A 23,558-nucleotide genomic window follows, 5' to 3' on the forward strand; every position below is an offset into this window, starting at 1 on the left:
ACGCGGGATGGTCACGCGAACTGCTTCAAGAAGCGCACGTCGTTGTCGAAGAAACTGCGCAGGTCGTCAACCCCGTATCGCAGCATGGCAAGACGCTCCACGCCCATCCCGAACGCGAATCCGGTGTACTTCTCCGGGTCGATACCGACATTGCGCAGCACGTTCGGGTGAACCATTCCGCAACCGAGCACTTCCAGCCAGCGGGTGCTGCCGTCGGGCTGCTGCCAGGCGATGTCGACCTCGGCGGACGGCTCGGTGAATGGAAAATAGCTGGGCCGGAAACGCATCTCGAAATCACGCTCGAAAAACGCACGCACGAACTCGGCCAAGGTGCCTTTGAGGTCGGCAAAACTGGCGGCCTCGTCGATCAACAGCCCTTCGACCTGATGGAACATCGGGGTATGGGTCTGGTCACTGTCGCTGCGGTAGACCTTGCCGGCGGCGATCATCCGCAACGGTGGCGTGCCGCCTTTGGCAAGCAGGTCCATCATGTAGCGCACCTGCACGCCCGAGGTATGGGTGCGCAGCAAGTGCCTGTTGCCGCCGGCCTCAGCGGCATCGTCCCCGGACATGTAAAAGGTGTCGTGCATGGCCCGCGCCGGATGGTGCGGCGGGAAGTTCAGGGCCTCGAAGTTATGCCAGTCGTCCTCGATCTCCGGACCGTCGGACAACTCGAAACCGAGGCGACCGAAGATGTCGGTCATGCGCTCCAGGGTGCGGCTGACCGGGTGCAGCCCACCGCAGGCGGCATCGATACCGGGCAGGGTAACGTCCAGTGTTTCCGCCACCAGGCGTGCATCCAGCACTGCGGCGGCCAGCGTCGCCTTGCGCGCCGCCAGCGCGGTGGACAGCACATCGCGCGCCTTGTTGATCTTCTCGCCGGCCGCCTTGCGCTGGTCGCCCGGCAGGTTGCCCAGTTGCTTGAGCTGGGCGGTGATGCTGCCGGACTTGCCGAGCAGGGCCACCCGCAATGCCTCGATCAGCTCGGGCGAATCGGCGGCGGCAATATCGGCCAGTGCCTGTTCGGTCAATTGTTCGATGCCGCTCATCTGCAATCCCCAGAACCAAACATGGGGAAGGACTTGCGCCCTTCCCCATGCGTGTATTGCGTTGTCGGCTCACTGCGTCGCGGGATCAACTCCCGCACGCGAGCGACGCGACACCTTACGCTGCGAGTGCGCCCTTGGCTTTCTCGGTCAGCGCGGCAAAACCTGCCGCGTCGTGCACGGCGATATCCGCCAGCACCTTGCGGTCAAGGGTAATGCCGGCCTTCAGCAGGCCATTCATGAAGCGGCTGTAGCTAATGCCATTGGCGCGGGATGCCGCGTTGATGCGGGCGATCCACAGCGAGCGGAAATTGCGCTTCTTCTGCTTGCGGCCGATGTAGGCGTACTGCAGGGCCTTCGTGACCGCCTGGTAGGCGACGCGATAGACCTTGCGGCGGGCGTGGTAGTAGCCCTTGGCCTGCTTCAGGATTTTCTTGTGACGCCTACGCGCCTGTACACCACGTTTGACTCGTGCCATTTCTCAGTCCTCCTCAGGCGTACGGCAGCATGCGGGCAATACGGCCGGCATCTTCGGCGCGAACGTGGTTCGCCTGCCTCAGGTTGCGCTTCCGCTTGGTCGTCTTTTTGGTGAGGATGTGGCTACGGTTGGCGTGGCCGCACTTGAACTTGCCGGAAGCGATCTTGCGAAAACGCTTGGCCGCTCCACGGTGAGTCTTCATCTTGGGCATTGCGAATGTCCTTTCGGGTTTCTGTAACTGACCTGGGCGGTGGCATGGCCACACTTTCCGTCCTGCCCGTGCCGGCTTGTAAGCCATTGATCCGCAAGCGAATCAACAACAGGTCCTGACAACAACTGCAAACAACACCGGTTCACCCGGCCGACCATTATGCCGGCTGGGTTTCATGGTTGCAATGCGTGATGCTACTTCTTCTTGGGCGCGATCATCATCACCATCTGCCGGCCTTCCAGGCGCGGACGCGATTCAACGACAACGTCGTCGCCAAGGTCCAGCTCGATCCGGCTCGCCATCTGGCGGCCCAGCTCCTGATGGCGCATTTCGCGGCCACGGAAGCGGATGTTGACCTTGATCTTGTCGCCCTCTTCCAGGAACCGGCGCATGTTGCGCAGCTTGATCTGGTAGTCGCCTTCATCGGTGACCGGGCGGAACTTGATTTCCTTGATCTCGACCTGTTTCTGCTTCTTCTTGGCGGCGTTGGCCTTCTTCTGAAGGTCGAAGATGAACTTGCCGAAATCCATGATGCGGCAGACCGGCGGATCGCCGTGAGGCTGGATCTCGACCAGGTCGAGGCCCTCTTCCTGCGCAAGCTCGAGCGCTTCGTCGCGCGAAAGCACGCCGACCATCTCGCCATCGCTGCCAATCACACGCACCTTGGGTACGCGGATCTCCTGATTCTTGCGGTTCCGCTTGTCGGGGGTACTGATGTTGCAATCTCCGGTATGGGTCGAGCCAGCCGCGCGTGCAGCTGCGCACGTGCGAATGGACCATTATGAACTACGTTGCCTTAGCGAATGTCTTCACTGCGTAAACGCTGGGCGAATTCGGCGACGGTCATCGACCCCAGATCCTCCCCCCCGCGTGCGCGCACCGCGACCTGGCCATTTTCCTTCTCGCGGTCACCGACCACCAGCAGGTATGGCACGCGCTGCAGCGTGTGCTCGCGGATCTTATAGCCGATCTTTTCGTTGCGCAAATCGCTGGCCACCCGGAACCCTTGATCCGCAAGGGCTTTGAGCGCTTCAGCGGCGTAATCGGCCTGGGCATCGGTGATGTTCATCACCATCGCCTGCACCGGCGCCAACCAGGCCGGGAAACGCCCCTCATGGTGCTCGATCAGGATGCCGATGAAGCGCTCCATCGACCCGACGATCGCGCGATGCAGCATGACCGGGTGGCGGCGCTGGCTGGCTTCGTCGATGTACTCGGCGCCCAGTCGGGCCGGCATCATGAAATCGACCTGCATGGTGCCCAGTTGCCAGGTTCGGCCGATCGCGTCGCGCAGGTGGTACTCGATCTTGGGGCCGTAGAAGGCACCCTCGCCGGGCAGCTCCTCCCACTCCACACCGGCCGCGCGCAGGGCCGAACGCAGGGCCTCCTCGGCCTTGTCCCAGGTCGCATCGTCACCCATCCGCGGCTCGGGACGCAGCGCCAACTTGACCTGCACGTCGCTGAAGCCGAAGTCCGCATAGACCGCCATCGCCTGGGCGTGGAAGGCGGTGACCTCGGACTCGATCTGTGCCTCGGTGCAGAACACGTGGCCGTCGTCCTGGGTGAAGCCACGCACGCGCAGGATCCCGTGCAGCGCGCCCGACGGCTCGTTGCGGTGGCAGGCGCCAAACTCGCCGTAGCGGATCGGCAGGTCACGATAACTGTGCAGGCCGTGATTGAACACCTGCACATGGCCGGGGCAATTCATCGGTTTCAGCGCGTAGGTCCGCTTCTCCGACTCGGTGAAGAACATGTTCTCCTGGTAGTTGTCCCAGTGGCCGGACTTCTTCCACAGCTCCACGTCCAGGATCTGCGGACAACGCACTTCGGCATAACCGCTTTGGCGATAGACGCCGCGCATGTACTGCTCCACCACCTGCCAGATCGACCAGCCCTTGGGGTGCCAGAAGACCAGGCCGGGCGCCTCTTCCTGCAGGTGGAACAGGTCCTGCTGTTTGGCGATCTTGCGGTGGTCGCGCTTCTCGGCCTCTTCCAACTGGTGCAGCCAGGCCTTCAGGTCCTTGTCGTTGAGCCAACTGGTCCCGTAGATGCGGCTGAGCATCTGGTTGTGGTGGTCGCCGCGCCAGTAGGCACCGGCGACCTTCATCAGCTTGAATGCGCGCAGCTTGTCGGTGCTGGGCACATGCGGGCCACGACACAGGTCGGTGAACTCGCCCTGGCTGTAGAGCGAGAGAGCCTCGTCAGCCGGGATCGACTCGATGATCTCGGCCTTGTAGTGCTCGCCGATGCCCTTGAAGAAGGCGACCGCCTCGTCGCGCGACTTGACGCTGCGACTGACCGGCTGCGCCTCCTTCACGATCTTGAGCATCTCCGCCTCGATCGCCGGCAGGTCCTCGGGGGTAAACGGGCGCTCATAGGCGAAGTCGTAATAGAAGCCGTTGTCGATCACCGGGCCGATGGTGACCTGCGCGCCCGGAAACAGGCGCTGCACGGCCTGGGCCAGCAGGTGGGCGGTGGAGTGACGCAGCACGTCCAACGCGTCGGGATGCTTGTCGGTGACGATCTCCAGCGACGCGTCGCGGTCGATCTGGAAGCTGGTGTCGACCAGTTGGCCGTCGACCTTGCCAGCCAACGCGGCCTTGGCCAGGCCGGGGCCAATGGAGGCGGCGACATCGGCGACGGAAACCGGATTGTCGAATTCACGGCGCGAGCCGTCAGGAAGCGTGACTGCAATCATGGGTATCTGTGGGGCTCTTGCAAGAAGGACGGCCGAAAAGCTCGGCGCAAATAAAAAAGACGCCCCGAAGGCGCCTGCGCGGTGCGGAAGCTTCGGGCGGAATCAACAATGTGCGCTGGTAGTGCTCATGTCACACGCTCGGCCGGCGCGTTGGCGCGGGCCACCTCGGAATGGGATCGACCGAATGCCGATCCATACCGCAATAGTTGGGGACAACCCCGCGCAAGTCAACGGCGGCGCCGGATTGGCATGTGACGGTCGGCATCCGCCGGCTGATGGGTACTGCATGACCCGGCATTCACGCGTGTGCGCGTACCACTACCCAAGCCGATCCGGAGCGACCCTACGAGGAGACGCGGTGAGACTGCAGCGCACCGTGCGAAATACCTCCGCCAGCCAAACCATCATTGCCATGTGCGTCGCAACCCTGGGATCAACCGGTTGCAGCGACGCTCATTCGACGTTGAATCCGGCAGGGATCGAAGCCGAAATGATCGCCAGGCTCTTCTGGATCATGGCGGTGGGTGCCGCAGTGGTCTGGGTCGCCGTGATCGGCATCGCGCTGTATGCCACCTTCCGGGGTCCACGGCCGCATGATCGACGCACGACGCGCTGGCTGATCCTCGTCGGTGGCGTGATCACACCGACCCTGGTGTTGGGCATGTTGCTGGTATATGGCCTGGTGTTGATGCCACAGCTGCGCGAGCCGATTGCGCACGACGGATTGCGGGTCGCCGTGTCCGGGGAGCAATGGTGGTGGCGGGTGCGCTATCTGCCTGCGGCGGGGGGCGAGGAGGAGCCAATCACCCTGGCCAACGAGATCAGGTTGCCGGTCGGCGAGCGGGTGGAGTTCACCTTGACCAGCCCGGACGTAATCCACTCGTTCTGGATTCCATCGTTGGCCGGCAAGGTCGACATGATCCCGGGGCGAACCAACACTTTATTGCTGGAGCCGACCAGGACCGGCGTGTTTCGTGGTGCCTGCGCGGAGTATTGCGGTACCTCGCATACGTTCATGCAGTTGCTGGTGGTGGTGATGGAGCGCGACGCGTTTGATGCCTGGCTCCAGCGGCAAGCGGCACCGGCATCGCCGCCGCAAACGGCATTGGCCCGGCAGGGTCGGCAAGCCTTCCTGGGCAATGGCTGCGGCGCCTGCCACGCCATCCGTGGAACCCCGGCGGATGGCGTGGTCGGCCCCGACCTCACCCACGTCGGCGGTCGCCTGAGCCTGGCAGCCGGCACCCTGTCCAATGACACCGACGCTTTTCGACGCTGGATCGGGACCACCCATGCGGTCAAGCCCGAAGCGCTGATGCCGGCGTTCGGCATGTTGCCGGACTCACAGCTCGATTCAATCGCGGTCTATCTGGATGGACTGCAATGAGCACCCAGGCCCAGCGGCTGGCAGCGGCCTGGAAGACACCCGTTGGCTGGCGCTACTGGTCGGCGGTGAACAACACCGACATCGGCCGCTGGTACACCGCCACCGCGGTTTTCTTCTTCCTGTTCGCCGGCGTCCTGGCGCTGTTGATGCGCGTCCAGCTGGCCGTGCCGGACAACGATTTCGTCAGCGCCACCACCTACAACCAGCTGTTTTCACTGCACGGCTCGGTGATGATGTTCCTGTTCGCGGTACCGATCTTCGAGGCGTTCTCGATTCTGATCATGCCGTCGATGCTCGGCGCGCGCGAGTTGCCGTTTCCACGTCTGTCGGCGTACGGGTTCTGGTGCTTCCTGATCGGCGGCGTGTTCGTCTGCGGCTCGATCTTCTTCGACGCCGCGCCGCAGGGTGGCTGGTTCATGTATCCGCCGCTGACCACCCAGTACCAGGACGGGCTCGGCGCCGACATCTGGCTGCTCGGGTTGAGCTTCATCGAGATCGCATCCATCGCCGCCGCGGTCGAGCTGATCGTCGGCGTGCTCAAGACCCGGCCGCCGGGCATGCGGATCAACCTGATGCCCTTGTATGCCTGGTACATCCTGGTGGTCGGGGCGATGATCCTGTTCGCGTTCCCGCCGCTGATCGCCGGCGATTTGATGTTCGAGTTGCAGCGGATGGCCGACTGGCCGTTCTTCGACCCGGCGCGCGGCGGCGATCCGCTGTTGTGGCAGCACCTATTCTGGATCTTCGGCCACCCGGAGGTCTACATCATCTTCCTGCCGGCGATCGCGCTGGTGGCGATGATCGTGCCGACGTTCGCGCGGCATCCGGTGGTCGGCTACAGCTGGATCGTGCTGGCCGCGGTCGGGACGGGCTTCCTGAGCTTCGGGCTGTGGGTGCACCATATGTTCACCACCGGGCTGCCGAATATTTCGCTGGCGTTTTTTTCCGCCGCATCCCAGGCCGTCGCGCTACCGACCGGCATCCAGATCTTCGCGCTGCTGGCGACGGTACTGGCCGGCCGGCTGGTGCGGTCGGTGCCGATGCTGTTCGTGCTCGGCGCGATCACCATCTTCGTGCTGGGCGGTTTGACCGGGGTCATGATCGCGTTGGCACCGTTCAATTTCCAGGCCCACGACACCTATTTCATCGTCGCCCACCTGCATTACGTGCTGATCGGCGGCATGGTATTCCCGGTCGTCGCAGGTACCTATTACTTCTATCCATTGATTGTCGGCAAGCAACTGTCGGAGCGGCTCGGGCGCTTCGTGTTCTGGTTGATGTTCGTGGGCTTCAACGTGGCGTTCCTGCCAATGCATGTCGCTGGGCTGGCCGGCATGCCGCGCCGGATCTTTACCTATCGTGGCGGGCAAGGCTTCGACTTGCTCAACCTGGTGTCGACGCTCGGTGCGTTCGTGCTGGCTGCCGGGTTCGCACTACTGCTGTTCGACGCGTTGTGGACGGCCTTCAAACGCGATCATTCCGCGCGCGATCCCTGGCGCGCCGGCACCCTGGAGTGGTTGGGCGAGATGCCCTCCAAACCATGGGGCGTGCGTTCGATCCCGATCATCAACACCCGCTATCCGCTGTGGGACCAGCCCGGCCTGATGCGCGAGGTCGACGCCGGCCATTTCTACCTGGCCGATGCGCCCGAGGGCAAGCGCGAGACCCTGGTCACCTCGACGATCGACGCCGTTCCCGAGCAGTGCCTGCGGGTGCCGGGAGCGACCTTCGTGACGCTGTGGGCGGCGCTGTTTACTGGCGGCACGTTCATCTTCCCGGTGTTCGGCTGGTATGTCGCCGCGGGGATAAGCGCGGCGTTCGCGCTGGTGGCCATCCTGACCTGGCTGTGGACCGGTACCGCGTTGATTCCAGAAAAGCCGGCCAAGGAGGTCGGCCTCGGCTTGAGCCTGCCGTTGTACGCCTCCGGCCAGGCCTCGGTGGGCTGGTGGGCGATGTTCATCACCATGATCGGCGACATGACTGCCTTCGCCAGCCTGGTATTTGGCTATTACTTCTTCTGGACCGTCCACGACGACTTTCCGGCCGACCCAGCCGCCGGCCCCGGCATGCTGTGGCCGTCGATCGCGTTGGGCCTGGTCCTCCTCGCCTGGGCGGGCACGATGCTCGCTCGCGGCTTGAATCGGCGCGATCGGCGGGTCGGTTTCTACCTGGCAACCGGCGCGGCAGCGACGCTGGCACTCGCGGGGGCCGCGGCACTGTTCGCCGGGCCGTGGTTGAGCGGGATGGATCCAACCCGGCATGCGTACCCGGCCACGGTGTGGTTGCTGGTGGGCTGGACCGCGGCCCACATCGCCATCGGGATGATCATGCAGCTGTACTGCATTGCCCGCCGCGCGGCTGGGCGCATGACCGCCGAACACGACATCGATATCTGCAATGTCGCGTTGTACTGGCATTTCGTCGCGATCACCGTGCTGGTGACGGTCGCGACGATCGCCGGTTTCCCGCTGCTGACATGAGGCCGCGACGATGACCGAACGCAAACAGCCCGATGCAGCCACGCCCGGCCCGGCCTCCGACGACGCGGCGTTGCCGGAAAGTCGCGCCAGCCTGTGGCTGCTGACCGCCGGGCCGGCGGCCTGGGCGACGCATTTCCTGTTGTCGTATGTCACCGCGGCGGTCTGGTGCGCCAAGGCGGCGGATGTAGCGGCGCCCCTGGGTGCCGCGCGGGTCGCGCTGGCGGCATACACGGTAGTGGCATTGGTCGTGATCGCGGGGTTCGGCTGGCGCAGCTGGCGCCAGCACCAGTGGGGCGAGGCGGAGCTGCCGCACGACGCCGCCAGTAGCGGTGACCGCCATCGCTTCCTCGGTTTCACCACGTTGCTGCTGTGCGGGCTGAGCTTCGTCGCGGTGGCCTACATGGCGATCGCGATGAGCGTGATCGGGACGTGTCGCTGATGCGCGCCGTGCAACCCAAGGGAACCCCCTTCCAAGGCTGGCTGTTTGCGTGCGGACTGGTGGTGCTGGGCGCGACCTGGATTGGACCCCTACCGGAGTTGTCGCGGCATTCGTTTGCTGCGCACATGACGATGCACATGTCGGTAGTCGCGGTTGCCGCACCATTGCTCGCGTCGGGTCTGGCCGGGGGGCGCCTGGATCCGGTGCGGCGGTTGCCGTCGAAAGTGCCAACGACCATGGGGCTGTCATGGCTGGCCGCCGTGCTGTCGCCGGTGGTCGCATCGGCCATCGAGTTCATCGTGGTGTGGGGTTGGCACGCTCCAGCGCTGCACCATGCCGCGCGCCACTCCACGGCGTTGCTGGCGGTCGAGCAAGGCAGCTTCCTTGTCGTCGGCCTGCTGGTGTGGCTGGCCGCGTTCGGCGGTCGCCCCGACCAGCGCCGCCAACGAGCCGCGGCCGGGATCGGCGGGCTGCTGATGACCTCGATGCACATGACCCTGCTCGGAGTGTTGCTGGCACTGGCGGCGCGTGCGTTGTATCCACATGGTGCCGAGGTCGCGTTCGGCCTGACCGCACTTCAGGACCAGCACCTGGGCGGGGTATTGATGCTGCTGTTCGGCGGCGTGGCATACATGGCCGGCGCGCTGGTGTTGTTGCTCGGACTGCTGCGCGACCGGCAGGAGGCGGTGCTCGATGGCTAACCGGCGGCGCGAGATGTTGGGCCAATGGTGGGCGCCGTGGCGATGGCCGCGCCGGGCTTGGCAATGCCTGGCCGCGGGCTCCTGGAAACTCGCACTATGCCGAGTGCTGGCCGTGGTAGCGGCAATCGGCCTGGGTGGGCTGCTGTTCGTAACCGCCGGGCTGATGCCGATCGCCGCCAGCGCCGGACACTGGCCGATCACCCGCGTGTTCCTGCAGTTCACCATGAGGCGCTCGGTCGCCACCCATACCATTGGCATTGCGATGCCAGCGCTGGACGATCCGGCGATGGTGCTGAAAGGTGCCGGCCACTACGCCAGCGGATGCCTGCCCTGCCATGGCGCGCCGGGACAGCCACGGGCGCTGATCGTCAAGCAGATGGTGCCGGAGCCGCCGTATCTGCCACCGGTGGTTGCCGAGCTCGCGCCTGACGAGTTGTTCTGGATAGTCAAGCACGGCATCAAGTACACCGCGATGCCTGCGTGGGTGGCCCAGCAGCGCGACGACGAGGTCTGGGCGATGGTCGCTTTCCTGCAACGCTTGCCGGCGCTCAGCGCCGCACAGTTTCGGCAACTGGCCGATGGCGAGCAGGCCGCCGGGCTTGCCGGTAGCCGCGCGGGCTCGCGCCTGACGACATTGCTTGCCCCGCCGTCACCGGCCCTGGCCAATTGCGCGCGCTGCCATGGCCTGGATGGCATGGGTCGCGGCAACGGCGCGTTCCCACGGCTGGCCGGGCAGAGCGAGACTTACCTGCTGTCCAGCCTGCACGCGTATGCGCGCGGCGAGCGCCACAGTGGAGTGATGCAGCCGGTTGCTGCCGGGCTGGGCGCGCGCGAAATGCAGACGCTGGCCAGGTACTACGCCACGCTTGGCAGCGCGGACACCACGGCGCCGGCCGATCACGGCCAGGATGTTGCCGCCATCGCCCGTGGCGCCAGGTTGGCCCGGGAGGGTGTCGCCGCACGCCGAATTCCGGCGTGTGTCGCTTGCCACGGCCCTGACCCCACTCCACGCAACCCGATGTACCCGCAACTGGCCGGCCAGTACGCCGACTATCTGGAGCTGCAACTGACCCTGTTCAAGGATGGCGATCGCGGCGGCACCGACTACGCACCGATCATGGATATGGTGGCTGACGCCCTGGACGAAGGCGATATCCGTGACTTGGCGCTCTACTACTCGTCTCTGCCAGCCCGTCCGGCGGGCATAAAAAACGGCCAGAGCCTGAGGCGCTGACCGTTCTTAAACCACTAATGTGGTGGGCGGTGAGGGTTTCGAACCCCCGACCCCTACCATGTCAAGGTAATGCTCTACCACTGAGCTAACCGCCCGTTCGCCAACTTGCGTGAAGTCAGCGAGAGGGCGCGCAGTTTATCCCGCCGCGGAGGCAACGGCAATAGGGTCTGAGGATCTCACGCCCCAAACCCTTGCTCCTTCAGCAGCCGCAGCCGATCACGCACTATCCCGGCCTGCTCGAACTCCAGGTCGCGGGCGTGCTGGTACATCTGTTGCTCCAGCTTCTTGATGCTTGCCGCCAACTGGCCGGGGCTGAGCGCCGCATATTCCGCCATCTCCTCGGCCACCTGGCGCGCCTTGTTGCGGCCCTTGAGCGCGTCCGGATCCACCCGGGCTCCTTCCATGATGTCCATCACCGCCCGGTTGATCGAGGTCGGGGTGATCCCGTGCTCGGTGTTGTACTCGACCTGCTTGGCCCGGCGGCGGTCGGTCTCATCGATTGCCTTCTGCATCGATTTGGTCATCTTGTCCGCGTACAGGATCGCCTTGCCGCGGACGTTGCGGGCGGCGCGGCCGATGGTCTGGATCAATGAGCCGGCCGAGCGCAGGAAGCCCTCCTTGTCCGCATCCAGGATCGCCACCAGCGACACCTCCGGCATGTCCAGGCCCTCGCGCAGCAGGTTGATGCCGACCAGCACGTCGAACTTGCCCAGCCGCAGATCACGGATGATCTCCACCCGCTCCACCGTATCGATGTCCGAGTGCAGGTAGCGCACCCGCACGCCGTGCTCGGCGAGGTACTCGGTGAGGTTCTCGGACATCCGTTTGGTCAGGGTGGTGATCAGCACCCGGTCGCCCATCGCGACGCGCTTGGTGATCTCGCCCATGACGTCGTCGACCTGGGTCGCGACCGGACGGATCTCGACCTGTGGGTCGATCAACCCGGTCGGTCGCACGACCAACTCAACCACCTGCCCTTCCGATTTCTGCAGCTCGTAATCACGTGGGGTCGCGGAGACGAAGATCGACCGCGGCGAGCGCCCTTCCCACTCCTCGAACTTCAGCGGCCGGTTGTCCAACGCCGACGGCAGCCGGAACCCGAACTCGACCAGCGTCTCCTTGCGCGAGCGGTCGCCCTTGTACATCGCGCCGATCTGCGGGACGGTCACGTGCGACTCGTCCAGCACCAGCAGCGCATCCGGCGGCAGGTAGTCGAACAGGCACGGTGGCGGCTCGCCGGGCATGTGGCCGGTCAGGTGGCGGGAGTAGTTCTCCACGCCGTTGCAGAAACCGACCTCGGCCAGCATCTCCAGATCGAACTGGGTGCGCTGTGCGAGCCGCTGCGCCTCGACCAGCTTGTTCTGCGCATACAGGTGCTCCAGCCGGACCTTCAGCTCCTCCTTGATCGCCTTGACCGCGTCCAGCACGCTGCGGCGCGTGGTCACGTAGTGCGACTTCGGGTAGATCGTGTAGCGCGGCAACTTGCGCAGGGTCTCGCCGGTCAGCGGGTCGAACGCGGTGACCGCCTCGATCTCGCCATCGAACAGCTCGATCCGCACCGCCTCCATTTCCGACTCCGCCGGGTGCACGTCGATCACCTCGCCGCGCACCCGGTAGGTGCCGCGCCGCAGCTCGGTGTCGTTGCGCACGTACTGCATTTCGGTCAGGCGGCGGATCAGCTCGCGCTGATCGATGCGCTCGCCCCGCACCATGTGCAGCACCATCCGGAAATATTCGTTCGGGTCGCCCAGCCCGTAGATCGCCGACACCGTGCACACGATGATCGCGTCGCGCCGCTCCAGCAGCGCCTTGGTCGCCGACAGCCGCATCTGCTCGATGTGCTCGTTCACCGAGCTGTCCTTCTCGATGAAGGTGTCCGACGACGCCACATAGGCCTCGGGCTGGTAGTAGTCGTAGTAGCTGACGAAGTACTCGACCGCGTTGTTGGGGAAGAACGACTTGAACTCCCCGTACAACTGCGCCGCCAGCGTCTTGTTGGGCGCCATCACCAGGGTCGGTCTCTGCACCTGCTGGATCACGTTGGCGATGGTGTAGGTCTTGCCCGAGCCGGTCACGCCCAGCAACGTCTGGTGTGCCAGGCCGGCCTCGAAGCCCTCGACCAGCTTCGTGATCGCCTGCGGCTGGTCGCCCGCCGGGGAGTACGGCGAGACCAGCTCGAAGGTGCCTTCGCGCTGGCGCGAACCCGGGAACCGGTCGCCGGGCCGCGGCGCTTTCCGGCCGGATTGCGTCGCAGGTGTCGCCATGTGGGTTTCGTCGTTCATCGTGTCGAAGCGTCTAGCCGCCAAACCCCCAGTGTAGGACTCCACCTTGATGGGGGCAGGTGCGGCACTTCCCTACCCCGGCGCGGGCAGGTGGCCGATAACCGTTCAGTCCGGCGCGCGCGACCCTGCAGCTTGTCCGAATGGAGTCGGCCGATGAAGTCCATGGCGAAGGGATTCACACTGATTGAGTTGATGGTGACGCTGGCGGTACTGGTGGTCACCCTGACCTTGGGGGTACCCACGTTTGCCGGCTTGCAACAGCGGGCGCGCACCGCCAGCGCCTTTCACCTGTTGACCACCTCGCTGGCCACCGCGCGATTGAGCGCCGTCAAGCATGGCCAGGCGGTCAGCATCTGCCCCAGCAGCGATGGCCAAACCTGTCGGGACGACGTGGTGTGGGATGACGGCTGGATCCTTTTCGCAGATCCGGGACATGGCGACCAGCCGGCATCGGTGGGGGCTGTGCTTAAGCGGATCGACGGGATTGGCAACGGCCTAGCCTTGCGGAGCACCCAGGGACGGACCCAGGTGCGCTTCACGCCAAGCGGCTGGGCTTACGGCAGCAACATCAGTATCCGGCTATGCGGTGAAAAGAACGCCCTGCTGCTTGGCAAGGTGGTGGTCAACAATGCCGGGAGGCCTCGGAGCGAGCGCTACGACGAGGCACCGGCATGCCCATACATGCCCTGATCGTCGCGGAAAGCTTGACCCCCATGCTGCAACGCTTACAATGCCCATCCCCGCCCGAATAGCTCAGCTGGTTAGAGCACTTGACTGTTAATCAGGGGGTCGCTGGTTCGAGTCCAGCTTCGGGCGCCAGACATCTTGAGGGCCGCGAGCAATCGCGGCCCTTTTTGTTTGGCCAGAATTAGGGGAGGCTGACGGCTTGGCAACGCCACCAGTTACGCACCTGACTCATAAACAGATCATCGGATGCTCTCCCGACCCGTTTATGGATCGTTCTGGTGCCCAAGCCGGCGCCCCTGCAACTGGTGCGGCGCACGGAGCTGTTCCGCCGCTGGCAGTCCGCCGCGCTGCACTCCCCCGGAAATGCGCATGTGCTTCCTGAATCCTGGCGCAGGCCAGACTCAATTGCACAAGGCGGTCTCGCGCCACCGACCATGTCTGGGATTGTTCGCCGCCGCCGATGCGCTCGGCGTGGGCCATGTCTCCGGCGTCCCGCCCTATATCTATGCCCGCAAGCTGCCGCGCTCGGAACAGGATCTCTGGCGGGAACTCGCATCCGCCCGGCCCGGCGAGCCCTCCGCCCTCATCAAGGCCTTTTTTATTGAAGCCTGATGACCGCTACCAGCACGCGCTGGCTGGCGTCGCCGTGTTGCTGACCATCTTCCTGCCTGTCTGATCAATCGACAACGTAGCGCATTTGGCGTCCTTCGTGGCCTGAGCCCCTTTCGGTTCCGCCTCGATTCTGTAGCTCGTTGCAGTAACAGGCACAGTAGTGGAGAGCCGAACCGTGTAGTGATCAGCAATGTCGTTCGCGCATTGCCCGACCGGCAAAGACACGTCGCTTCCCGCCGTGTCTTTGGCATAACTGAGATTGGTCGTATAGAACCGCTCCATGAATTGCGCCGCTTCCAGTGAGCATGCTGCCGCCGCAGCTCGTCGCGTCTTTATGACGTAATTTTGGTAACTCGGGTACGCGATCGCGGTGAGAATGGCGATAACCGCCACCACAATCATCAACTCGATCAATGTGAAGCCGCGCTGCTTCCGATATGTGGAAGCCAAGGTCTCACGGTCCCGACTGTCAAATTCATTTTTCGTCATCACTTTCAACCCCCAATCAGCTCGCGCCAGGAAATGCGGCCGGACGTTGCCGGGTTGTTGATGGCCTTGCATTCCGTGGTGCCGCTCGAACCATTCACACACACGACCTTGTCCATCATGGTCGGATTGGTTGGCACGCCAACCCCGGTATCCACCGAGCCGACCGGACGCTGCTCCGGGTCGTCGTCGCCACCGCCGCCACCAATGTCGTCTGCACCGGTATGAGCGCCGTCACCATCCAGGTCGAAGAAATACGCTGGAACACTGGCACCGGTAAAGGCGTTGATCGCATTCAGGAATCCGCGGCCGCCCGGCAGGCAGGGATCGCTGCTGGGGAGGATGCTCGAAAACACGAACACACCGTTGATCACCTGTGCATCACCTACGACGCGCTCGCCTTCAGCAGTTCCGGGTATCGGCGGTGTCAACAGGTCCAGCACCCAGCCCTGCTTGCCATCGTCGAGTGCGCTGGCCAATTCGAAGCCACGGATGGCCTGACTATCCGTCTGCGAGATACCCGCCAGCTCGATGTGGCGGACCTGCAGACCGTCGGCATCACCGTCGATGTCCGCACGCGTTCCCAGCGGCCCGGCATTCGGAACCCGGATGCCATAGATGCTGTTGACCGCCAGGTTCGCGGTGCCGTCGGCGTTCCACAGATCGTCGTTGTTGTAGAGACGGCCCGTACCAAACACGATCCACGCCGTGTAGGTGGTCGGGTCGGACGTCACCGAGACCGCGCCGGTGATGGCTTGCCGGTTGCCGGCGCTGTCGGTGGCGACAAACATCGGCGCGGGGTCTCCGCTCTCGCTGAAAGACACGTCCCAGTCGCTCGCCGTACCGGACGACAGATCAAACTGCCAGACATTGCCCTTCAGGTCGCCGGCGTAGACGATGTCCACGGTGCCGTTGCCATCGGAATCCCAGCCTGTCGGCGCCGACAGCGCGTTGTCACCGCCCACGCCGGTATCGATCTTCGCCAGTTCGACGCCGGTCACAAGGTCGACTACGTAGAGCACGGCATGGCCGTTGGTGCTGTTCACCCCGTTGCCGAAGATCACAGCCGGCCGCCCGTTGTTGACGTTGGCGACAAATATGCGAGACAGCACGTGTCCCATGTCCGGGTCGGCATCTCCCTGAGTGGAGTTGTCCCACTTGACGTCGGTGCTGGAAAAGCTGCTCGGGTCGGTCACGTCCAGTGCGTACAGGCCCTTGCCCCCGCGACCCAATGCGCCCACCAGGATATTGCGTCCACTGGCCATCGCGCGTGGCGCCACCGTCACCGGACCGTCCACGAAATAGGCATGGGGATAACTGGTGCTGCTGTAGCTGACAAGATTCTCCCAGTCGGTTCCCGCCGGGATATACCCGAACAGTTCCTCGCCCGTGTCGGCGTCGAAAGCGTGCAACATGCCGTCGTTCGCGCCCACGAACACGGAGTTGGTACCGCCGGTAACTTCGTTTTGCAGGTAGAAGGGCGAGGAATGGATGATGTCGCCCAGCGGCGCGTGATTACCCGAGCGCCTGCGATTCCGAAACGGCCCCTGGTTGGTGAGTTCAAATTCTTTGCTGCCGCGAATATATTCCACCCGCGCCGCCGCCAATGCTGCTGCGTCAGCGAAATTGTCGCCATCGTCCGTGCCGACGCTGACCAGGGGCGTCCTCAGTTGCGCCCTCAGTGTTGTAGAGAGCACCGAGTATTTGAACTCCTTCGCGGTGCCGTCGTAAACAAAAATGTCGCGACTGGTGACGGTTGTCGGCATCTTCTCAGACGCCGCCCAGATGGGCGGCTCGTTGACCGCAGACATGTTCTCGACCTTGAGCGCCTTCAGCTCACCCGACCACGCGCCACCAACATAGCTGCCGGCGTAAAGACGGGTGTTCAGGCTCAGCGAAGTGCTGTTGGCCGAGACGTTGGATGCCGAGCCGACGCGGTCGCTGATGGAACCCAGCGCATCAGTGAGCGCCTGGGCAAACGCCTCCGCGCTGGTAGCGGCAACAAATTCACCACGGCCATTCACTGCGGCATGCAGCAGGTCGTCGATGCGCTCAGCGTTTTCCGTATCGGTCGGATCCGGCCAGTCGCTCTGCGCGGCACCATTGATGGTGACACCACCGTTGGCGATGACCTCAGCGACCGAGGTCTGGTCGACGGTTCCACTCAAACCAATGGAGATGCCGAAGGTCACCATGTGCTGCCAGAACGCCGGGTTCGCCGCGGAGACGGGCACGATGTTGTCCATGTCCGTACGCAGGTCGTTCATCCAGTAGTACGCCGCAATGTCAGCCAATGTTATCGAGGCGTCGCCTAGGTACGGTTTCTTGGCCTCGTACTGGCCCGACTTGGATGGAATATCGTCATTCGGATCGGGGTCCGGGGCGGTGTGCAAAGGGCCATCGCTGTTGTCCGCATTGCCGATACCGGTGGGAGTGGAATCTTTTTCGTTCCAGTAGCCGTCTGTTGTCAGGATGGAGAAGTTCTGGCGGCATTCGAATTGTTTGTTATCGGGGGAGCTCAGGTTGCCGCCATAGGGACCGGTGTCAGTTGCGTCCTTGAAATACTTGCCGGCACGATCCAGCGCCGGCAACAAAGGCGTGTTGCCCGATCCTTTTGCGGAGAGCAGTGCCGAAAACCATGTGCTGCGGTTCTTAGTGGTGGCGGTATCGCGAAACAGGCCATTGTCGGTGCCCACCGGGATGGGGAGCTGAGTGTTTCCTGCTTTAGCGCCATTCCAGATCGTGGCAAAACCGACGCGGAAATCGTCGCCCTCAACGCCCGCGAACGCTTGGGACGCACCGGCCTTGGCCACCTTCATGCGGGTGCGGCCGTAGGAATACCAGTTCGCAAAGTTCTGCCACTCCTGGGCGATGCCACGACCCCACGGGAATGTGCCGATGACGTCGCAATCATCCCAGTCATTTCCGTCCCACTCGCAGGACTTCGCAGCGGTTCCGCCAGAATGGAGGACGTACTTGGTGTAGCTGTAATAGGAGACGAGATTAGTCGCATCGGTCTCCAACACATAGAAGGTCTGCTCAGAGTCAGTGAGATCGGCGTCGGTGGTCAGGTCACGACCCAGGTTGAGATTATTTGAAGATGCGGCCTCTAATAGGCTTGGATGGGTGTAAACGTCCGTGGGGGGTGTGTCTGGGTAGCGGCTGCCGTCAGCCTTGGTCCAGCCTTGGTAAACTTGGGCTGGATTGTAATAAATGGTGTTGTTGGTCGACGAGCGATGTTTCGGGCTGTTGTCCAGACTGTTCGTGTGGAACGGCATGGATCGATACTCCATCGACCCCGAATCATCCAGGATGAACAAGATGTTCGGCGGCACACCGTTACCCGACATCGGCGGAGCGGTCGGAATCTCGATGGCGGCTTGGACCGGCAACGCCAGCAGGGTTACCAGGAATGTCGCCAGCGCGCTAGACGCCCAACGCCGGGTGGGGGGGGTGAAGGTTTTCATCGCGACCTCCGGTTACGAACCGGCAAAGTTGGATTGGAGAACGACCTTGGCGCGGTCGTCTTGCTGACTGCGTGCGCTGATCCGGTAGCGGGGACGCATGCAGGTGGGCTCACGCGGAACCTGTCGGTCGCACAGCGCCCAGCTCGGCGCTTCACCCATGTATTCGACGAAATACTCAGGCGTCCCGCCCAGGTCGCTGACCTTGGTGCCGTCGATCCAGCCTGCGAAGGCGAGGCGGTCGACACGCTCCACATAGGCGCCGTTGGTCAGGTCGTTCTCCGGATCGGGGGTCGAGCACAGTCCGGCCCCGTTGCAGGTGTTGGCAGCCGTCGGGACAGTGGCGCGGATGCCCGGCTTGAGCAAGTCGGCCTCGGCCTGGCGCAGCGCCGCTTCGGCGGCCTGGAACGCCAGGCTGCGGTCGTACATGTTGGCGCTCATGCGCTCTTCCAGGATCGTGCCGCGCAAGCTGGCCAGACCCAGCAGCGTCATCATCAACAGCAGGATCAGGACGACGATCAGTGCGGCGCCACGCTGGTGCGAGATCGCCGGAGGGGCCTTGATGCTCATGAGATTCGATTCCGCAAGGTGACCACGTGCTGGATCTTCCGCTCCAGTGCCTGATTGCCTGTTCCGACGTTGTTGTTGCTGAGCAGCGTGAGGGTGATGCGTACGGCCACCACGTCCTCCCATTTGACACCCACTGCAGGTGCATCGACGTAGCTGACGGCGTCGCGTGTCAAGTACTCGACCTGCATGTCCTGGATGCCTTCGGCCACTTCTTCCTTCGGCTGCTCGGCACCCGTCCGCATCGATATTCGATACAGCGAGCGGCTACCCCGGCCGTTTTCGGCAATGAACCAGCGCGAGGCCTTGAACTCGACGATCTTGGAATTCTTGTCGTAGATCTTCGGCGAGCCGTTAGCGGTGCAGGTGACCGGCAAACCAAGCCCCTTGGTGCAGTTTCCGGGCGCGACGGAGCCACCAGCGTTGTGGACGACCGTCACATTGGAGAGGTTGACGTTGGTGGCCTGGAAAATTGAGGCTTGGCTGTAGTCGCAGACCATGAGGATGTCGCCGACCTCGAAGCCATGGTCATTGGTGTTGACCTTGAAGTTGGCGGACGTGGTCGATGGGGTCTCAGTGATCGTGACGCCGTTGGAGGCGGCCGACATCAGATCGATGGCGTCGGTTGTGCCCACCGAGTCGACGTACGAGCCATTGTCATGGCCAAAGACGCCGTTAGCCCACGTGCTCCACCATACGTCGTCGGAGTTCTCCAGGATGTTGGCGACCGGCAGGTTGCGCGCGCATGGGTTGCCGCCGGCTTCGCGAACCTCACGTGCCATCAGCTCAAAGCCCACACGTGCGTTCTCCTGCACGCGCGCCAACGCCTCCGTCGTACGGTAGGTCCGCTGATTCGACAAAAACACGCCGATGGCGCTGCCGACCACCATCAGCCCGATCAGCATGGAGATCATCAGTTCGATCAGGCTCAGGCCGCGCATCAAGCGCGGGCGAGCAGCGATGCGCCTTGTGGGTTTCATATCACGCTCTCCGTCACGACCTCATGCTCCGCCTCTCCCTCGTTACCCCGGCTGTCGTTCCAGCGGACGGTCACGACGCAGTGCTGGGAATCGTTCACCGGATTGCATGCAACCTGTCCGCAGGCACTTTGTCCGAGGCTAGCGTCCAGCGCGGTCACCCAGTCGTGCAGGTCATTCGAGGCAAGCGTGCCCCCCGCCGCAGGAGCGTCACAGGTCATCGCCTGATCGTAGGCACCGACACCCACGGCTTCGAGGTTGGCACGCATGGCGTCCAGGATCGCGTAGCTGAAAATCACCGCCTGGCTTCGCTCCAGCGAACTCTGGCTGTTGCGCAGCGCGGTAGCCTGTAGTGCAGCGATGCCGAGCATACCGATCGCCATGATCAGCACGGCGATCAGCACCTCTATCAAGCCAACGCCGACCATGCGCGATTTTGAACGGTAGTTAGGTTTGCGGGACATGTGCGTCATCCACGGTTATGCGATTAAGTCAGCAGGCGCCGCCGCCGTCACTCGAGTCGGTCGAGACCCGGCTGCCGGAAGCGATATTGACCCGGCGGATGTTCTCCGCGGGCCGGGTGGTGGGAATACAGAACTGATACGAGGTATTCGCCAGCACGTCACTGGCCCCTTCGCGTCCGAACCCGTCAGGACGAAAGACAAAAGCGTCGCCAGCGGTGAGCTGCACTGCCGGGTTAACAGTAGCTTCGCGAACGATCGTTTCGCCCGCATCGAAAGCCTCGTTGCTATCAGCATCGAGGTAGGCGACCAGCGAGCCGGCACCGTTACAGCCGCCGCAGACACCAACGGTGGTATTGAGTCGGACCGCCTCCATCCGGGCAATCTGGATCACCGCCACCATCTCGTTGGCCGAACTGGTCAGGCGATTGCTATTGATAAGCGAGGTGAAACTCGGGGTCGCAATGGCCATCAAGATCGCGGCCACGGCGATGGTGACCATCAACTCCACCAAGGTGAAGCCGAGCGCCCTGGACGCCATCGGCAAGTGCTTGATTGGTGACGCAGGACTGCGTGCCGGTTGCATCATCCCCTCCCCGGGATAGCTCAATGCCCTACCCTAGTTGGGGCCTTCAGCCACTACCAGCGACAGCCGATGGACGGCCGCTGGCCACGAATGAACGGCAGGCAACGTCGTGATACCGGGCAATTGCGGGCATGATGCGACGCTCTGACCGCTTTTTTGCCGAGCCATGCACCAGCCCTACGACGCTCCACGCCCATTGGATTCCCTCTGGCAGGCACCGGCCATCATCTGGGTGTTGCTGGCGGGCGAGTGCCTGGCCGTCGTGCTGGCGCTGGCCCCGGGAATCGACGGTGAACGCTGGATCCATTTCGGGCTGACGTCGCTGGTGATCCAGTGGGTTGCCCTGCTTACGCTCGGGGCGCTGTATCTGCTCCGCGGCGTCCTGGGTGGCGTGCGGCCACAGCGGCTCGCCTACGTAGCGGTGGCCTTGCTGCTGGTCAACACGTGGCTCGTCGCCGGCGCCGTTTGGGTGGTAGCTCGCGAAGTCTGGCCAATGGCAGATGGCGGCTGGATGGCTTTGGTACTGCGCCTCACCGGCATCGTGCTCGCCGTTGGCCTGCTCGGCCTGGCCGCCTTCCAGAACCACTGGCGCGGCCGGTTGCACGCCGTCCGCGCCAAGCAATCCGAGCTACAGGCGCTACAGGCGCGCATCCGGCCGCACTTCCTGTTCAACACGCTCAACACCGGTGCGGCGCTGGTGCACGAGCGGCCGGAGGAGGCGGAGCGGTTGCTGCTGGATCTGGCCGACCTGTTCCGCGCGGCGCTGGCGGGGCCGCGGCAGATTTCGCTGGAAGACGAGCTATCGCTGGCGCGGCGCTATCTGGAGATCGAGGCGCTGCGCTTTGGTGATCGCCTGACGATTGGCTGGCACTTGCCGCGCGATTTGCCGGCGGTGACCGTACCGGCGCTGTCGATCCAGCCGCTGGTGGAGAACGCGATCCGGCACGGCGTGGAGCGGATGGCCAGCGGGGACATCGACGTCAACGTGAGCACCATGCCCGACACGGTGGTGGTGCGGATCAGCAACCCTCTGCCACCGGCGGGCGGGCTGTCGTTTGCCGGTCACCAGGTCGGGTTGAATGCGTCACAGGTTCGGATCGAGGCGTTGACCGGCGGCCGCGGCAGCGTGCAGACGCAGGTCGAGGCCCGACGGTTTGTCGCCACGGTGCGGTTGCCGGTCGAGGGGTGAGCCATGGATCCCCGCCTTCGCGGGGATGACGGTCAAAAGGGAGATGACGAGCAAAAGGGGGGATGACGATCAAAAGCCGACTTGCCCAGGCCTGCCTGGGCGGCAGGCAGCTCAGGCCACGACCCGGTAACACGGTTTGTAATCGCCGGCGATCTTCATCCGGCGCTGCTCGACGAAGGCGCGCAGCAGGCCGTCCAGGGACGCCATGATCTCGGGGTCGCCGTTGATCTCGAACGGGCCGTGTTCTTCGATCCGGCGCATGCCGTCTTCCTTGACGTTGCCGGCGACGATGCCGGAGAACGCGCGGCGCAGGTCGGCGGCCAGTTCATGCGGCTTGCGGCCATGGTGCAGGTCCAGTGCGGCCATTGCTTCGTGGGTGGGGACAAACGGGCGCTGGAATTCCAACGGCACGTTGACCGACCAGTTGAAGAAAAACGAGTCGCGCTTCTCCAGGCGGTGGTCTCGCACCTTGTGCACGCCGTTGGCCATGCGCCGGGCTGTCGCGACCGGGTTGCCGGTGATGATCTCGTAGCGCTTGGTCGCCGCATCGCCCAGGGTCAGGCGGATAAACTTGTCGATCTGCTCGAAGTATGGCGCCGAGGCGGTCGGGCCGCTGAATACCAGCGGGAACGGTACGTCGGCGTTCTCCTCGCGCAGCAGGATGCCCAACAGGTACAGGATCTCCTCGGCGGTGCCGACGCCACCGGGGAACACGATGATGCCGTGGCCGATGCGAATGAAGGCCTCCAGCCGCTTCTCGATGTCCGGCATGATCACCAGGTGGTTGACGATCGGGTTGGGCGATTCGGCGGCGATGATGCCGGGCTCGGTCACGCCGATGTAGCGCATCCGGCGCTTGCGTTGCTTGGCGTGGGCGATGGTGGCGCCTTTCATCGGCCCCTTCATCGCGCCGGGGCCGCAGCCGGTGCAGATGTCCAGGCCGCGCAGGCCCAGGTGGTAGCCGACCTCCTTGGTGTAGAGGTACTCCTCGCGACTGATCGAGTGGCCGCCCCAGCACACCACCAGATTGGGGTCGGCGGGCAGCAACACGTGCGCGTTGCGCAACAGGCCGAATACCGCATCGGTGATGCCGTTGCTGCTGTCCAGGTCACGGCCGGCATCCACACCGAGGTCGATCGCGTGATACGCCAGGTCGCGCACCACGGCGGCCAGCAGTTCGGCGACGCCGCGGATGATCTGGCCGTCGACGAAGGCCATCGCCGGGGCATGTTGCAGGTCGATGCGCACGCCGCGGTCCTGCTGGTGGACCTGGATATCGAAGTCCGGGTACAGCTCCTGCGCGGCGCGCGGGTCGTCCGAGGCACTGCCGCTGGTGAGCACGGCCAGTGCACAACGGCGCAACAGGTCATGCATGCCGCCGGCCGAGGCATCGGCAAGGCGCGCGACTTCCGCACGCGACAGCAGGTCCAGGCCACCGCGTGGATGGATGCGGGCATTAACAGTCGGCAGGGTCGCGTTGGTGGGGGCGGTCATTGGGTTCCCTTGATTATGGTTCTTCTGGTGGACGACTTTAGCGCACACAAAAACGGCCGGGTTGCCCCGGCCGTTGGATTAC

At 64.0% G+C, this 23,558-nt stretch carries 21 protein-coding genes and 2 tRNA genes; 9 read left to right on the forward strand and 14 right to left on the reverse strand.

The genetic code is table 11. The features are described 5' to 3' along the window. Positions 1 to 11: 11 nt before the first annotated feature. The 5 genes from pheS to thrS all read right to left on the reverse strand — a co-directional run bounded on the left by pheS (position 12) and on the right by thrS (position 4,433). Positions 12 to 1,049 (reverse strand): phenylalanine--tRNA ligase subunit alpha, encoded by a 1,038-nt coding sequence (gene pheS / locus ACW7G0_RS08460; protein ID WP_456989069.1) that lies wholly within the window; start codon positions 1,047 to 1,049, stop codon positions 12 to 14. Between the two features lie 115 nt (positions 1,050 to 1,164). Next, the gene (gene rplT, locus ACW7G0_RS08465) at positions 1,165 to 1,524 is read right to left on the reverse strand and encodes a 50S ribosomal protein L20 (protein WP_456961047.1); all 360 of its coding nucleotides are present in this window, start codon (positions 1,522 to 1,524) and stop codon (positions 1,165 to 1,167) included. Between the two features lie 13 nt (positions 1,525 to 1,537). After that, a complete protein-coding gene (gene rpmI, locus ACW7G0_RS08470) occupies positions 1,538 to 1,735 on the reverse strand; it encodes a 50S ribosomal protein L35 (RefSeq protein ID WP_456961046.1) in 198 nt (65 codons plus the stop codon). A 194-nt stretch (positions 1,736 to 1,929) separates the two neighbouring features. Then, positions 1,930 to 2,451, reverse strand: a complete 522-nt coding sequence (infC, locus tag ACW7G0_RS08475; RefSeq protein WP_456989487.1) for a translation initiation factor IF-3 — start codon at positions 2,449 to 2,451, stop codon at positions 1,930 to 1,932. Between the two features lie 80 nt (positions 2,452 to 2,531). After that, on the reverse strand, positions 2,532 to 4,433 hold the full coding sequence (thrS, locus tag ACW7G0_RS08480) for a threonine--tRNA ligase (RefSeq protein WP_456989071.1): 1,902 nt from the start codon (positions 4,431 to 4,433) through the stop codon (positions 2,532 to 2,534). A gap of 490 nt (positions 4,434 to 4,923) precedes the next feature. On the opposite strand from thrS, the gene coxB reads away from it, so the two are divergent. From coxB to ACW7G0_RS08505, 5 genes are all read left to right on the forward strand, one after another. Continuing rightward, positions 4,924 to 5,817, forward strand: a complete 894-nt coding sequence (coxB, locus tag ACW7G0_RS08485; protein WP_456989073.1) for a cytochrome c oxidase subunit II — start codon at positions 4,924 to 4,926, stop codon at positions 5,815 to 5,817. Further along, complete coding sequence (ctaD, locus tag ACW7G0_RS08490; protein ID WP_456989075.1) at positions 5,814 to 8,297, forward strand: cytochrome c oxidase subunit I; 2,484 nt, start codon at positions 5,814 to 5,816, stop codon at positions 8,295 to 8,297. Before coxB ends, ctaD begins: the two co-directional genes overlap by 4 nt. A 10-nt stretch (positions 8,298 to 8,307) precedes the next feature. Next, complete coding sequence (locus tag ACW7G0_RS08495; RefSeq protein ID WP_456989077.1) at positions 8,308 to 8,736, forward strand: hypothetical protein; 429 nt, start codon at positions 8,308 to 8,310, stop codon at positions 8,734 to 8,736. Continuing rightward, positions 8,736 to 9,437, forward strand: coding sequence for a cytochrome c oxidase assembly protein (locus ACW7G0_RS08500; protein WP_456989079.1), 702 nt, complete (start codon positions 8,736 to 8,738; stop codon positions 9,435 to 9,437). Before ACW7G0_RS08495 ends, ACW7G0_RS08500 begins: the two co-directional genes overlap by 1 nt. Before the next feature lie 112 nt (positions 9,438 to 9,549). Beyond that, positions 9,550 to 10,671 carry a c-type cytochrome gene (locus ACW7G0_RS08505; protein ID WP_456989081.1) on the forward strand — a complete coding sequence of 374 codons (1,122 nt, stop codon included), beginning with the start codon at positions 9,550 to 9,552 and terminating at the stop codon, positions 10,669 to 10,671. A gap of 20 nt (positions 10,672 to 10,691) precedes the next feature. Here the strand turns inward: ACW7G0_RS08505 and ACW7G0_RS08510 are convergent. Beyond that, positions 10,692 to 10,766: transfer RNA gene (locus ACW7G0_RS08510), tRNA-Val, on the reverse strand. 81 nt (positions 10,767 to 10,847) lie between these two features. Next, on the reverse strand, positions 10,848 to 12,953 hold the full coding sequence (gene uvrB, locus ACW7G0_RS08515; protein WP_456989083.1) for an excinuclease ABC subunit UvrB: 2,106 nt from the start codon (positions 12,951 to 12,953) through the stop codon (positions 10,848 to 10,850). A gap of 153 nt (positions 12,954 to 13,106) precedes the next feature. Here uvrB and ACW7G0_RS08520 point away from each other — a divergent pair, with 153 nt between their 5' ends. From ACW7G0_RS08520 to ACW7G0_RS08530, 3 genes are all read left to right on the forward strand, one after another. Continuing rightward, on the forward strand, positions 13,107 to 13,643 hold the full coding sequence (locus ACW7G0_RS08520) for a GspH/FimT family pseudopilin (RefSeq protein WP_456989085.1): 537 nt from the start codon (positions 13,107 to 13,109) through the stop codon (positions 13,641 to 13,643). 52 nt (positions 13,644 to 13,695) lie between these two features. Next, positions 13,696 to 13,772 (forward strand) — tRNA-Asn (locus tag ACW7G0_RS08525). 237 nt (positions 13,773 to 14,009) lie between these two features. Then, positions 14,010 to 14,252 carry a hypothetical protein gene (locus ACW7G0_RS08530; protein ID WP_456989087.1) on the forward strand — a complete coding sequence of 81 codons (243 nt, stop codon included), beginning with the start codon at positions 14,010 to 14,012 and terminating at the stop codon, positions 14,250 to 14,252. Between the two features lie 6 nt (positions 14,253 to 14,258). On the opposite strand, the gene ACW7G0_RS08535 is transcribed toward ACW7G0_RS08530, so the two are convergent. The 6 genes from ACW7G0_RS08535 to ACW7G0_RS08560 are packed head-to-tail and all read right to left on the reverse strand — an operon-like array spanning position 14,259 to position 20,793. Then, complete coding sequence (locus ACW7G0_RS08535; RefSeq protein ID WP_456989488.1) at positions 14,259 to 14,741, reverse strand: type IV pilin protein; 483 nt, start codon at positions 14,739 to 14,741, stop codon at positions 14,259 to 14,261. A gap of 5 nt (positions 14,742 to 14,746) precedes the next feature. After that, positions 14,747 to 18,205 carry a pilus assembly protein gene (locus tag ACW7G0_RS08540; RefSeq protein ID WP_456989089.1) on the reverse strand — a complete coding sequence of 1,153 codons (3,459 nt, stop codon included), beginning with the start codon at positions 18,203 to 18,205 and terminating at the stop codon, positions 14,747 to 14,749. A 12-nt stretch (positions 18,206 to 18,217) separates the two neighbouring features. Further along, positions 18,218 to 18,772 (reverse strand): pilus assembly PilX family protein, encoded by a 555-nt coding sequence (locus ACW7G0_RS08545; RefSeq protein ID WP_456989091.1) that lies wholly within the window; start codon positions 18,770 to 18,772, stop codon positions 18,218 to 18,220. Next, positions 18,769 to 19,710, reverse strand: a complete 942-nt coding sequence (locus ACW7G0_RS08550) for a PilW family protein (RefSeq protein WP_456989489.1) — start codon at positions 19,708 to 19,710, stop codon at positions 18,769 to 18,771. The genes ACW7G0_RS08545 and ACW7G0_RS08550 overlap by 4 nt, the downstream gene beginning before the upstream one ends. A gap of 35 nt (positions 19,711 to 19,745) precedes the next feature. Next, a complete protein-coding gene (pilV, locus tag ACW7G0_RS08555) occupies positions 19,746 to 20,210 on the reverse strand; it encodes a type IV pilus modification protein PilV (RefSeq protein ID WP_456989093.1) in 465 nt (154 codons plus the stop codon). Between the two features lie 28 nt (positions 20,211 to 20,238). Beyond that, positions 20,239 to 20,793, reverse strand: a complete 555-nt coding sequence (locus ACW7G0_RS08560) for a GspH/FimT family pseudopilin (protein ID WP_456989095.1) — start codon at positions 20,791 to 20,793, stop codon at positions 20,239 to 20,241. 166 nt (positions 20,794 to 20,959) lie between these two features. Here ACW7G0_RS08560 and ACW7G0_RS08565 point away from each other — a divergent pair, with 166 nt between their 5' ends. Beyond that, positions 20,960 to 21,982, forward strand: coding sequence for a sensor histidine kinase (locus ACW7G0_RS08565; protein WP_456989097.1), 1,023 nt, complete (start codon positions 20,960 to 20,962; stop codon positions 21,980 to 21,982). A 111-nt stretch (positions 21,983 to 22,093) separates the two neighbouring features. Here ACW7G0_RS08565 and ppnN read toward each other — a convergent pair whose 3' ends face one another. After that, positions 22,094 to 23,476, reverse strand: a complete 1,383-nt coding sequence (ppnN, locus tag ACW7G0_RS08570) for a nucleotide 5'-monophosphate nucleosidase PpnN (RefSeq protein WP_456989099.1) — start codon at positions 23,474 to 23,476, stop codon at positions 22,094 to 22,096. Positions 23,477 to 23,558 lie beyond the last annotated feature (82 nt).

Source organism: Lysobacter sp. A286 (assembly GCF_054052105.1).